This is a genomic window from Actinoplanes sp. NPDC048988 (genome assembly GCF_043197815.1).
Lineage (GTDB): Bacteria > Actinomycetota > Actinomycetes > Mycobacteriales > Micromonosporaceae > Actinoplanes.
The window spans coordinates 1,226,058-1,238,041 of sequence record NZ_JBICTW010000001.1; the positions used below are offsets into that span (position 1 = coordinate 1,226,058).

Below are 11,984 nucleotides of genomic sequence, written 5' to 3' on the forward strand. Positions count from 1 at the left end.
CGGGCAAGGCGCGCGGCGCGAGGTGAGGCACGAGGCCGAGGCGCGGGGCGAGGCGCGGGGCGCGGGGCGAGGTGAAGGGCGATGGCGCGAGCGGCGGCGGCGCGATGGCGCGAGGGGCGATGGCGCGAGGCGCGATGGCGCGAGGCGCGATGGCGCGAGGCGCGATGGCGCGAGGCGCGATGGCGCGAGGCGCGATGGCGCGAGGGGCGATGGCGCGAGCGGCGATGGACCAGGGGCGGGCGACGAGGGGCGGGCGACGAGGGGCGGGCGACGAGGGCATGACTCCACCCGGGCGCGGGGGCGCTAGGCGTGACTGCGGGCGGAATGGCGGAACGCCGCGGGAGAGGACGGCGGACGGCAGGGGCTCCGCGCGCGTGCCCGGCTCGGGGAGGCGGCGGCCTTCGGCGTGGGGTGGAACTTTGCCGGGCACGGGGGCGGAGCAGGATCAGTTGGGGTGGGGCTTTGCGGTGGGGCTCCGTAGGGGATGGATCGGGCCCTCCTCGATGAACAGCAGGGGGGCTCGGGCGCCGTAGCGGGCCGGCAGTTCGAGGCGGGCTCGGTCGAGGTCGCGGGTGCCGATTTCGAGGCCGGTGCCGTCGTGGCGGGCTCCGATGGAGACCAGGCGGATGCCCCGGTGGCTCCAGAACTGGATGTCGGCCAGTACCCGGTCGTGCCAGAAGGCCAGGTCGGTTGCGGAATGGTCGGCGTCGCGGACGACGATGCAGGCGTCCTCGGCGGCGCGGCGGATGAACTGGTCGAAGGCCGCCGACGGCACGCGGTAGACGATCGCCCGTACCCGCTGCTGGTCGACCTCGAGGCCGGCGTAGCTGTCGGCGAACTCGGTCCGGCCGCCGCGGTCGATGCGGTCCATCGCGGCTTCCAGTTTGGCCGGGGTGGCCGGCATGAGCAGGCCGGCCACCGGCACGTGTTCGGCTCGGCGGTGGAATTCGCAGCCGGCCGTGCTCCAGCCGCCGGTCAGGCCCGGGCGGTCCACCGGCTGATCCTCCGGCTGATCGCCGCATCCGGCGATCATGAGGATCGCCCCGACCGTCGCTGCCAGTCCGGCCAGGAATCGAGCGCGGTACATCGCATTCCCCCTCTCTACCCCGGCCCGGCGCTGCCCGCCAGGCGAGACCCGCAGGGCTCAACGACCGAAAGCCGCGAACCGCGCATTCAGGGAATCTCAGTCGGTCAGCGCCGGATCGACGGTGGGGCGGGTGGCCCGGGTGGCGCCGAGGATGACCACGGCCACGCCGAGCAGGAGAAGCACCAGTCCCGGCAGCGCGGCCGGGCGCGGCGTCTGCCCCAGCCAGAGCCAGGCGAGCAGGGCGGCTCCCGGCACTTCCAGCAGGATCAGGACGCTGACCGTGGTGGCCGACGTGCGCTGCAGGGCGTAGTTGAACATCGAGTGACCCAGCAGCTGGGCCCCGACGACCAGGGCGAGGATCGCGGCCCAGGTGTGCGCGTCGTAGCCGCCGAGCTGAACGCCGGAGACCAGGCAGACGATCAGGAGCAGTACGGCGCAGACGCCGTAACAGATCCAGGTGTACGTGGTCGTGCTCAACGTCGCCCGCGCCTGCTCGCCGAGCGCGGTGTAGGCGGCCGCGAAGATCGCGCCGAACAGGGCCAGCACGTCGGCCAGAACCGCCTGCCCGGAAACGCCGACGTCGGCGCCCGTGGCCCAGGCCGCGCCGGCCACGGCCAGCACGATGCCGGCCCATCCGGCCGCCGAGGGGCGGCGGCCCTGGGCCAGGGCGATCAGGCCCTGCCACACCGGCTGCGTGGCGACCAGCGCCGTCGCGGTGGCCACCGAGCCCAGCTGCACGCTCGGCATCCAGGTGGCGAAGTGCGCGGCCAGCGCCACTCCGGCCAGCACGCCGAAGAGCACGGACCGGCGGGACGCGCCCCTGATCTCGGAGCGCCGGGGCCCGTACGTGATGGGTGTCAGCGCAACCGTCGCCAGGAAGTTGCGCCAGAAGGCGATGGCCAGGGCCGGAGCGGCCGCGAAGGCGATCAGCGGCGCCGACGAGGACACCGCGAGGACGGCGACGGCCAGCGCGGCAACCGACCCGTTCACGCGCGATGAGGGCTTATTCATCCCCGGCCGTCGCTTCTTGCGGACTTGTACACCACAGTTCATTGACACCTATTGAACTGAGAGTGACGCTGTCGTTACAGTCACCGAGGTTTCGCATGACCCCTTTGAACCCCTGATGCCTCGGAGGCTGATTTACCATGCCCGCATACCGTGCGGTCGTGTTTGACTTTTTCGGCACACTCACCCGCTCGGTCCAGCGCGGACCTCAGCACGCCGAGATCGCCCGGGCCCTCGGCGCCGATCCGGAAGCGGTCCGCGGGGTGCTGGACCGGACGTTCCGGGCACGCGCCCGGGGCCGGTACGGCTCCGCGGAAGCCACCCTACGATGGGTGATCGAGCAGGCCGGTGGCCGCCCCCTGACCGACCAGGTGCGAGCCGGCGTGCCGGCCCGGATCAGGGCGCTCAAGGCCGACACCCGGCTGCGCGACGACGCGGTCAGCGCCCTCGCCGCGATCAAGCGCCGCGGCCTGTCCACGGCGGTGATCAGTGACTGCACACATGAGCTGCCCGCCTTCCTGCCGAGCCTCCCGGTGGCGCCGCTGCTGGACGCGACGATCTACTCCGTACGGCTGGGAATCTGTAAGCCCGACCCGCAGATCTACCTGGCGGCGTGCGACGAGCTCGGCGTCCAGCCGAGCGATTGCCTGTACGTCGGTGACGGCGGCAGCCACGAACTGACCGGCGCCGCGGCGGTGGGCATGACGCCCGTCCGGCTGGCCGCTCCCGACCTGGCCAACCACCTCACCTTCGACGCCGACACGAACTTCGCCGGCCGTACGGTCCGCTCGCTGACCGAGATCGTCGGGCTGGTCGATCAGGCCCGGGTCTCACAGCCCGCGGCCGCTTAGGATGACGCGGTGACTTCACCGCTGCTCGACGAGGCCCTGAAGAAAGCGGCGCTGGCCTGGATCTCGGTCGGGGACGGGCCGGCGCTGGCGCTCTGGTGCCTGCCGCTGGAGGGCACGCTGATCGTGGTCAGCGGCCCCGGCGAGCAGTTCGCGCCCGGGCTGGCCGAGGCGACCCGGGCGACCGTGCGGCTGCGCGGCGACAACGGCGGCCTGATCCTGGTCACCGAGGCGACAGTGACGCGGCTGACGCCGGGCAGCGAGGAGTGGGAGACGGTCGCGCCGCAGCTCGCGGTCAAACGCCTGAACGCCTCGGGCACCGCCGAGCAGGTGGTGGCCCGATGGGCGGAGACGGGCTGCGCGGTCGTACGGCTGACGCCGGCGCCCGGCCAGGCCCCGCTCAGCCGCCCGGACCTGCCCAAGGACTCCGGCGCCGCGCCACCCCGCGAGACCCCGGCCCGGGTCGAGGTGACCCGCCCGTTCCGCCTGCACAAGGTCCGCAAGCGCTGACCCGTCAGCCGACGAACGGTGGTACGGCGATCTCGCCGGCCGCGACCGGCCACACGTGGCCGGCGACGGTGGCCGCAGTGGCCGCGCCGGCGAGGGCCGTGACCGTGCAGTCCAGCCGCGACGGGCGTTTCATCTCGATGCCCTGGTGGATGCGGTACGACCAGATGCCGTCGGCGGGGAGCAGGCCGGCGTCGACCAGCCACACGCCCAGGGCCAGCGCCGCCGACCCCGTGGCCGGGTCCTCCGGGACCGCGCCGCCGGGGATGAAGACGCGGCTGTGGGCCTCCGCCGTCTCCGGATCCCAGGCCACCACGCTGAGGTCGCTGATGCCGTGTGACTCGGCGGCGTGGGGGTCGATGCGGATTTTGGCCAGCGCTTCCCGGCGTACGGGGAAAACCACCCAATCCAAGCCGCACCCGGCCCACCGTGCCGCACCGCCCGCATGGTCCTCGGCCGTGAGGCCGGTGACGGCCAGCAGGTGCTCGACCGGCACGGGAGCGCCCAGCGACGGCTTGCCGCCGGTCAGCGTGGCCTCGCCGTGTGACGTCACCGTGATCGGCAGCAGGCCGGCGCCGCACTCCTGGGTCACGTCGCCGGCCGGGAACAGGCCCCGGCGCATCGAGGTCACCGCGGCGCCCACGCTCGGGTGACCCGCGAACGGGATCTCCGACTCCGGAGTGAAGATCCGCACACGATAGGTGGCCGTAGGGTCGGTGGGCGGGAGCACGAACACGGTCTCGGACAGGTTGAACTCGCGGGCCAGAGTGTGCATCTGATCTGCGGCGAGACGGTCCGCGCCGTAGACGACCGCGAGTGGATTGCCCGCGAACGGGCGATCGGTGAATACGTCCACGATCTCGTACGCCACACCTGACATGTCCGGACCCTAACCTAGGCTGAAGGCGTGACCATGGGGACGAGGGTTTATGTGGCCCGCCTCGCCGGTCTGCCCGTGTTCGACCCCAACGGGGACCGGGTCGGGCGGGTACGCGACGGCGTGGTCCGCCTGCGCACCACGACCCGGCCGCCTCAGGTCGTGGGACTGGTGGCGGAGATGGCGCTGCGCCGGCGGATCTTCCTGCCGATCGGGCGGGTGACGTCGATGGACGCCGAGAACGTCGTGCTCAGCAGCGGCAGTCTCAACCTGCGGCGGTTCGAGAAACGGCCCAACGAGCTGCTCGTCATCGAGGAGCTGCTCGACCGCCGGGTCGAGGTGGTGCCCGAGCACGGCGAGGGCCCGGCCACGCCGGGCACGGTCGTGGACATCGGAATGGATCTCAACCGCAACAACGAGTGGCTGGTCACCCGGGTCGCCGTGCGGGAGCACACCGGGCGGCTGACCCGCCGCGGGCACGTCTTCCAGGCCGAGTACGAACGGGTGCGCGGGCTCGTGGGCCCCACCGACACGCAGGGGACCTCCAACCTGCTGGCGCTGCTCGAGCAGATGCGCCCGGCCGACATGGCGAACGCGTTGCAGGACCTACCGGACGCCCGCCGAAACGAGGTCGCGGCCGCGCTCAGCGACCGGACGCTGGCCGACGTGCTGGAGGAGCTGCCCGAGCACGATCAGGTGGAGATCCTGGTCCGGCTCGACCGGGAGCGCGCCGCCGACGTACTGGAACGCATGGATCCGGACGACGCGGCCGACCTGCTGGCCGAGCTGCCCCAGGCCGAGCAGACAGTGCTGCTCGACCTGATGGAGCCGGAGGAGGCGGCGCCGGTCCGGCAGCTGATGAACTACCGCCCGGGCACGGCCGGCAGCGTGATGACCTCGGAGCCGGTGATCCTCACCCCGGACACGACGGTGGCCGAGGCGCTGGCCCGCATCCGGGAGCCGGAGCTCTCCCCGGTGGTCGCCGCGCAGGTTTTCGTCGCGCGGGCGCCGTCGGCCACGCCGAGTGGGAAATACCTGGGCATGGTGCATTTCCAGCGGCTGCTGCGCGAGGCCCCGGCGTCGATCCTGGGCGGGATCGTGGACAACGACATCGAGCCTCTGCGTCCCGACGCGAGCCTCGCCGAGATCATCAAACGGATGGCGACGTACGACCTGGTGGCGATGCCGGTGATCGACTCGACGCACCGGCTGGTCGGCGCGGTGACCGTGGACGACGTGCTCGACCACTCGCTGCCGCGGGACTGGCGCGAGCGGGACAGTCTGGGCACCGATGAGACGGACGAGGTCACGCTGTGACGGAGCCTCGGCGGGACCGCCTGGATCAGCCCGTCGAGCCGGGACGGGTGCGGCTGCCCCGGTTCAACCCGGAGGCGTTCGGGCAGTGGTCGGAGAACATCGCCCGCTACATGGGCACGGCGCAGTTCATCGTGTGGATGACGCTGGTCATCGGGGTCTGGTTCCTGTGGAACACGTTGGCGCCGGCGAACCTGCGCTTCGACCCGTACACGTTCACGTTCCTGACCTTGATCTTGTCGTTGCAGGCGTCGTACGCGGCGCCGCTGATCCTGCTCGCGCAGAACCGGCAGACCGACCGGGACCGGCTGGCGATGGAGGAGGACCGGCGGCGGGCCGCCATGCAGAAGGCCGACACCGAATATCTGGCCCGGGAGATCGCCTCGCTGCGGATCGCCCTGGGCGAGGTCGCGACCCGCGACTTCCTGCGCTCGGAACTGGCCCGGCTGGCCGACGAACTGGACGAGGCGGCACACCGCCGGGACAAGCGGGCGCGGCAGGAGTGGGAGGACGACCGCAAGGAGTGGGAGGCGGAGCACTAGTAAGGAGCGACGTAGCATGGCATCCATGTCCGCTCCCGCCTCCACCATCGAGGACGCGATTCAGGCCGCTCTGGCCACGGTCGACGACCCCGAGATCCGCCGCCCGATCACCGAACTCGGCATGGTCAAGGGCTTCACTGTCGCCGACGGCTCGGTCCGGGTCGAGTTGCTGCTCACCGTGGCCGGCTGCCCGCTGCGCGACAAGCTGAACAACGACATCACCGCCGCCCTGACGAAGATCCCCGGCATCTCCTCGGTGAGCATCGATTTCGGTGTGATGTCCGAGGAGCAGCGCAAGGCGCTGCAGACCACGCTGCGCGGTGGTTCCGCTTCGGCGGAACCGGTCATTCCGTTCGCCCAGCCCGGCTCTCGCACGAGGGTGTACGCCGTGGCCAGCGGCAAGGGCGGTGTCGGCAAGTCCAGCGTCACCGTCAACCTGGCGGCCGCCCTGGCCAAGCGGGGCCTGTCGGTGGGTGTGATCGACGCCGACATCTACGGCCACTCGGTGCCGCGCATGCTGGGCGTCGAGGCCCGCCCGACCCGGGTCGAAGAGATGATCATGCCGCCGCAGTCGCACGGCGTGAAGGTGATCTCGATCGGCATGTTCACCGCCGGCAACGCGGCAGTGGTGTGGCGCGGCCCGATGCTGCACCGCGCGCTGCAGCAGTTCCTGGCCGACGTCTACTGGGGCGACCTCGACGTGCTGCTGCTCGACCTGCCGCCGGGCACCGGCGACGTGGCGATCTCGCTGGCCCAGCTCCTGCCGAACGCGGAGATCCTGGTCGTCACCACCCCGCAGGCGGCCGCGGCCGAGGTGGCCGAGCGGGCCGGGGCGATCGCCCTGCAGACCCACCAGCGGGTCATCGGCGTCGTGGAGAACATGTCCTGGCTGGAGCTGCCGGACGGCTCGCGCATGGAGGTGTTCGGCGCGGGCGGCGGGCAGACCGTGGCCGACTCGCTGACCACCTCGATCGGCGCCTCGGTGCCGCTGCTGGGTCAGGTGCCGCTGGACACCCGGGTCCGCGAGGCGGGCGACGCCGGCGACCCGATCGTGCTGGCCGCCCCCGACGCGCCGGCGGCCAAGGCCCTCGACGCCGTCGCCGCCAAGCTGGCCGTCCGCCGCGACTCCCTGATCGGCAAGCCGCTGAGCCTCTCGGTCATGGCCAAGAAGTAACGCGATCGCCGCCGGTGAGATGGCAGGCGGTTTTTCGACGCCCGCGGGGTTTGCGGGTGGCGGAAAATCGCCTGCCATCTCACCGGTTACAAGGCAATCGCCCGCGGAGCGAAGCGGAGCCAGCCAGCTAAGTAGCGTCCAGGTCCAAGGTTCGCGCCTTCGGTGCCGCCGGTGAAACCGACGGGGCCGAGGGCGCTTTCTTGATGTCGGCGGCGTCGGCCACGTCGGCCAGGTCGCTCCGCACGCCGCTCAGGTCGGACTTCACGTCCTCGAGGAGGCCCTGCAGCGGCTTGCGGATCGCCGCTTCCTCGTCCTCGCTGATCAGGTGCTTGCGGATGAACGCCTTAGGGTGAAGGTCCTGCAGCTGCAGGTCGGTGCCGAGCTCGCGGTTGAGGTCGCTCGTCGCGTTCTGCGCCATGGCGCGCAGGCCGCGCAGCATGCGCATGCCGTCGCCGATGACCTTCGGAAGCCGCTCGCCGAAGATCAGCAGCGCGAGCAACAGCAGCGCGCCGATCTCCCACCAGTTCAGGTTTTCGAACATGAGGGCTGCCTCCCTTGTCTCCGCGCCCAGCCTACGCACGGAACCTGTCGGGTGGCAGTCCCGAGCGAGGGTTTGTCCTGTCGCTCCCACGTGACCGGCAGGACAAACCCTCTAGTTGGAGTCCGCGACCAATGTCACGGAGGCCGTCTGGGTCTTGGTGCCGCGACGGTACTCCACCGAGACGGTCGAATCGGGAGCGTACTTGCGCACGAGGGCGATCAGGTCGGTGCCGTCCTCGACCGCGTGACCGTCGATCTTGGTGACCACGTCGCCCGCCTTGAGGCCGGCGGTGGCGGCCGGGCCCGAGGGCTCGACCGAGCGCAGCCGGGCGCCGGTCGCGCTGGTGCCGCCGGTGGCGACCTCGGCGCCGATCACCGTACGCCGGGCCTTGCCGGTGTCGATGATGTCACCGGCCACCCGGCGGGCCTGGTTGATCGGGATGGCGAAGGCCAGGCCGATGTTGCCGGCCTCGGTCTCGGTGCCGCCGACCGAACGGATCACCGAGTTGACCCCGACCACCTGACCGGCCGCGTTCACCAGCGGGCCGCCGGAGTTGCCCTGGTTGACCGCGGCGTCGGTCTGGATGGCCGCGTAGTACCGGGTCGTGCCACCCGACTCGCCGCCCGCCTCGATGGCCCGGTCGAGCGCGCTGACGATGCCGGCGGTGACCGTGTTGACCAGAGCCAGCGGCGATCCGAAGGCGAGCACCGGGTCGCCCACCGCGAGCGAGTCGGAGTTGCCGATGGCGACCGGCGTGAGGTTGGACTTGGCGACCTTGATCACGGCGATGTCGGACTCGGGATCGCGGCCGACCACCTTGGCCCCGGCCGTCGAGCCGTCGCTGAACGCGACCGACATGGTGTCGTCGTCGGCGCCCTCGACCACGTGGTCGTTGGTGATCACGTAGCCGTCCTTGGACACCACGAAGCCGGAGCCGATCGCGCCGGTCACCCGGACCGTCACCACGCTGGGCAGCACCTTCTTGGCCACGCCGGCCAGCGAGTCGGGCGCCCGGTTGGCCGCCGCCGGGGCGTCCTCGGCCGGCGCGCCCAGGCTGGACGAGGCACCGCCGCCGACCCCGCCGCGCACGGCGAAGACATAACCCAGCGTGCCGCCCAGGCCACCCGCGAGCAGCGCGGTGACCAGGCAGATCAAGAGAATTGGGGTGTACGAACGACGGGGCGCGTCCGGGTCGGTGACCGGCTCCGGAGGCGGGCCGGGGGTCTGCGGGCCGCTCGGCACGACGACGGCGGCCGGAGCGTACGGGTCGCGCCACGGGTCGGCCATCGACCCGGACCACAGCGCGTCGGACCCCCAGGGCGAGGGTGGCTGACCATTGGCAGGCGGCGGAGTGGGACGCGCGTTCCAACCGTCGGTCACGTCGGTGCCTCCACTCATGTTCCGCCCGGCTCCCCCTCCAGAATGACACGGATCCCTCGCACTGCCTCTCCCCGGCCCTTTTATCCCATCGACGCCCGGCTGCGTGCTAGAGGACGATCGTTTCCATCCGACCGCCCCGCCCGCCGCCCCAAAACGGACTGAAGGCGAATACTCTTTATGCGCATCAGCAGTCCGTTCCGGAGGTTCGTCATCGTCCCGTCAGCCCGCTCCATCGGTCCCCAGCCGGCCACCAACGGTTCCCAGTTCGCCGAGGCGTACGCGGACGAGGACATCGTGCTCCAGACCGCGCGCAGCCTTGCCCACGAGCTCGGCCTGTTCAGCGTCACCCCGGCCGCCGGGTCCGTGCTGCGCCTGCTGGCTGCCGCGGGCAGCGCCAAGGCGGTGGTGGAGATCGGCACGGGTACGGGTGTGAGCGGTGTCTGGCTGTTGCGGGGCATGCGGGCGGACGGGGTGCTGACCACCATCGACGTCGAGAACGAGCACCAGCGGATCGCCCGGCGGATCTTCGTCGAGGCCGGATTCGCGGCGTCGCGCACCCGGATCATCACCGGGCGGGCGCTCGACGTGCTGCCCCGGCTCGCCGACGGGGCGTACGACCTGGTCTTCGTCGACGCCGACCCGACCGAGTTCGGTGCCTGCGCCGACGAGGCGCTGCGGCTGCTGCGCCCGGGCGGCGCGCTTGTGATCAACGGCGTGCTGGCCGGCGGCCGGATCGCCGACCCGTCGGCCCGCGACGTCGACACGCTCACCATCCGCGAGACGGTCCGCTCGGTGCGCGAGTCCGAGGAGTGGATCCCCGCGGTGATCCCGTCCGGCGGCGGGTTACTGACCGCCGTCAAGCGCTGAGAGGTAGCGCAGCAGAGTCCGGGTGCCCCAGCCGGTCGCGCCGCGCCGGGTCGCCGGCTCCTCGGTGTCGCTCCAGGCCGGTGCGGCCATGTCCACGTGAGCCCAGCGGTTCGCGTACGGCCCGAGGAAGTCACGCAGGAACAGGGCGGCCACGACGGCGCCGGGGCCGCCCGTGGGCGAACTGTGCCGGTCGGCCACGTCGCTGCGGAGCAGGTCGCGGTATTCGGCCGGCAGTGGCATCCGCCACATCTTCTCCCCGGCCCGCTCACCGGCCGCCCGCAGGGCGCCGGCCAGCTCGTCGTTCTCGGTGAAGAGGGCGGAGATCTCGGGGCCCAGCGCGACCTTCTGCGAGCCGGTCAGGGTGGCCAGGTCGACGATCACGTCGGGATCGAGGCCCTCGACCGCGTAGCCGAGCGCGTCGGCCAGCACCAGGCGGCCCTCGGCGTCGGAGTTGGTGGTCTCGGTGGTGCTGCCGTCGTACTGGGTGATCACGTCGCCGGGGCGGAACGCGGAGCCGCTCATCGCGTTCTCGGCCAGCGGCATCAGGGCGGTGATCCGTACCCGCAGTCCAAGGTCGGCCGCGGCGAGCGTGGCCGCGGCCACCGCGGCCGCGCCGGCCATGTCGTTCTTCATCCGCTTCATGCCCTCGCGGGTCTTCACCGAGAGGCCGCCGCTGTCGAACGTGATGCCCTTGCCGACCAGCACCACGTGGGTGGTCGCGCCGGGCGGCCGCCAGGTCATCTCGACCATGCACGGGCGCCACTTGGAGCCGCCGCCGACGGCGCGCAGGCCGCCGAAGCGCTCGATGCCGGGGCCGGCGTGGACACGTACCTCGACGCCGGGCCGCCGGGCGGACGCGCCGGAGATCTCCTCGGCGAACCAGTCCGGGATCTTCAGGTTCGACGGTGTGTTGGTGAGGTCGCGCGCCAGCCAGGTGGCGCGGGCCGCGATCTGCGCCTGGGCCAGGCTCCGGGCGTACACCTCAGGCCTGGTCGTGACCAGATCGATCGGGGCCGTGCGGGGTTCCTCGCGGGCGTCGCGATAGCGGTAGCCGCCGAGCCAGAGGCCCTCGGCGAGGTCGCGGACGTCCTCGTCGACGAGGATCTGCAGCGGCTCGTCGCCCGCCTGCCGGACGATGGCCGCGCCGGCGGCACGCCAGCCGGGGCGTACGTCGGCCAGGAGGACTTTCGCCGGACGGCTCAGCGGCCGGCGCAGGACGATCAGCGGATCGGGACGGTCACCCAGAGCGGCAATCTCGTCACCGAGGGCGCCGTCGACGTGCGACAGTGGACCCGACGAGCCGATCGGCACCACGCGGGTCAGGCCGTCGTCGAGGCGGTCGGTCAGCCGGATCGGAAACACGGGAGCATGACCTTTCTCGAAGACGTGGAAAGCCCGCCGGTACGGGCGGTACCGTACCGGCGGGCTCGCGTGAAACGTCAGCCGGCGATCGACTTCAACGCGTCACCCAGCGCGCTGGCCTCGTCCGGAGTCATCTCAACGACGAGACGGCCACCACCTTCCAGCGGGACACGCATGACGATGCCCCGACCCTCCTTGGTGACCTCCAGCGGACCATCGCCCGTCCGCGGCTTCATCGCCGCCATCTTGTCTCCCCTCAGACCCACATCAGGGTGTCGGTGGGTTACCCCACAGCCACTTGTCAACGGTCACGTGCTCAGCCCCACGTGACGTGGTACCTCGTATCCGACCGGCGGCCGAGGGGCCTTTGCGCGTCATCACGCAGAGCGGCCCACCGTGCCGATCAAACATTTTCCCTGATGAACACCGGCGAACCCAAACCCAGCCCGGGCGGATGTGACAGCGTCTAGCATATCG

General features: G+C 71.7%; 13 protein-coding genes. 6 read left to right on the forward strand and 7 right to left on the reverse strand.

The genetic code is table 11. The annotated features are described in order from the left end of the window. Positions 1-445 precede the first annotated feature (445 nt). Both ACGFJ7_RS05500 and ACGFJ7_RS05505 read right to left on the reverse strand, forming a co-directional pair. A complete protein-coding gene (locus ACGFJ7_RS05500) occupies positions 446-1,087 on the reverse strand; it encodes a hypothetical protein (RefSeq protein ID WP_392641030.1) in 642 nt (213 codons plus the stop codon). A 96-nt stretch (positions 1,088-1,183) separates the two neighbouring features. Then, entirely contained in the window at positions 1,184-2,098 is a 915-nt protein-coding gene (locus ACGFJ7_RS05505) for a DMT family transporter (protein ID WP_360246795.1), read from the reverse strand. 137 nt (positions 2,099-2,235) lie between these two features. Between ACGFJ7_RS05505 and ACGFJ7_RS05510 the strand changes: the two genes are divergently transcribed. Together ACGFJ7_RS05510 and ACGFJ7_RS05515 are read left to right on the forward strand one after the other, a co-directional pair. After that, positions 2,236-2,946: an HAD family hydrolase gene (locus ACGFJ7_RS05510; RefSeq protein WP_360246797.1), complete on the forward strand. Its 711-nt coding sequence runs from the start codon at positions 2,236-2,238 to the stop codon at positions 2,944-2,946. A gap of 9 nt (positions 2,947-2,955) precedes the next feature. After that, positions 2,956-3,453 (forward strand): hypothetical protein, encoded by a 498-nt coding sequence (locus ACGFJ7_RS05515; protein WP_360246799.1) that lies wholly within the window; start codon positions 2,956-2,958, stop codon positions 3,451-3,453. Positions 3,454-3,457: 4 nt separating this feature from the next. On the opposite strand, the gene ACGFJ7_RS05520 is transcribed toward ACGFJ7_RS05515, so the two are convergent. After that, complete coding sequence (locus tag ACGFJ7_RS05520) at positions 3,458-4,330, reverse strand: PhzF family phenazine biosynthesis protein (protein WP_360246801.1); 873 nt, start codon at positions 4,328-4,330, stop codon at positions 3,458-3,460. Between the two features lie 27 nt (positions 4,331-4,357). Between ACGFJ7_RS05520 and ACGFJ7_RS05525 the strand changes: the two genes are divergently transcribed. From ACGFJ7_RS05525 to ACGFJ7_RS05535, 3 genes are read left to right on the forward strand one after another with little or no spacing between them, the layout of a single operon-like run. Next, the gene (locus tag ACGFJ7_RS05525) at positions 4,358-5,644 is read left to right on the forward strand and encodes a magnesium transporter MgtE N-terminal domain-containing protein (RefSeq protein ID WP_360246803.1); all 1,287 of its coding nucleotides are present in this window, start codon (positions 4,358-4,360) and stop codon (positions 5,642-5,644) included. Further along, entirely contained in the window at positions 5,641-6,183 is a 543-nt protein-coding gene (locus ACGFJ7_RS05530) for a DUF1003 domain-containing protein (RefSeq protein WP_360246805.1), read from the forward strand. Before ACGFJ7_RS05525 ends, ACGFJ7_RS05530 begins: the two co-directional genes overlap by 4 nt. 25 nt (positions 6,184-6,208) lie before the next feature. Continuing rightward, positions 6,209-7,357, forward strand: a complete 1,149-nt coding sequence (locus ACGFJ7_RS05535) for an Mrp/NBP35 family ATP-binding protein (protein ID WP_360246807.1) — start codon at positions 6,209-6,211, stop codon at positions 7,355-7,357. 127 nt (positions 7,358-7,484) lie between these two features. Here ACGFJ7_RS05535 and ACGFJ7_RS05540 read toward each other — a convergent pair whose 3' ends face one another. Together ACGFJ7_RS05540 and ACGFJ7_RS05545 are read right to left on the reverse strand one after the other, a co-directional pair. Beyond that, the gene (locus tag ACGFJ7_RS05540; RefSeq protein WP_360246809.1) at positions 7,485-7,898 is read right to left on the reverse strand and encodes a preprotein translocase subunit TatB; all 414 of its coding nucleotides are present in this window, start codon (positions 7,896-7,898) and stop codon (positions 7,485-7,487) included. 111 nt (positions 7,899-8,009) lie between these two features. Further along, positions 8,010-9,278, reverse strand: coding sequence for a trypsin-like peptidase domain-containing protein (locus tag ACGFJ7_RS05545; RefSeq protein WP_360246811.1), 1,269 nt, complete (start codon positions 9,276-9,278; stop codon positions 8,010-8,012). A gap of 294 nt (positions 9,279-9,572) precedes the next feature. On the opposite strand from ACGFJ7_RS05545, the gene ACGFJ7_RS05550 reads away from it, so the two are divergent. After that, positions 9,573-10,145: an O-methyltransferase gene (locus ACGFJ7_RS05550; RefSeq protein ID WP_360248229.1), complete on the forward strand. Its 573-nt coding sequence runs from the start codon at positions 9,573-9,575 to the stop codon at positions 10,143-10,145. Here the strand turns inward: ACGFJ7_RS05550 and ACGFJ7_RS05555 are convergent. Together ACGFJ7_RS05555 and ACGFJ7_RS05560 are read right to left on the reverse strand one after the other, a co-directional pair. Further along, positions 10,122-11,507, reverse strand: coding sequence for a leucyl aminopeptidase family protein (locus ACGFJ7_RS05555; protein WP_392641034.1), 1,386 nt, complete (start codon positions 11,505-11,507; stop codon positions 10,122-10,124). The two genes, ACGFJ7_RS05550 and ACGFJ7_RS05555, sit on opposite strands and share 24 nt — an antisense overlap. A gap of 77 nt (positions 11,508-11,584) precedes the next feature. Then, on the reverse strand, positions 11,585-11,752 hold the full coding sequence (locus ACGFJ7_RS05560) for a DUF3117 domain-containing protein (protein ID WP_014694782.1): 168 nt from the start codon (positions 11,750-11,752) through the stop codon (positions 11,585-11,587). Positions 11,753-11,984 lie beyond the last annotated feature (232 nt).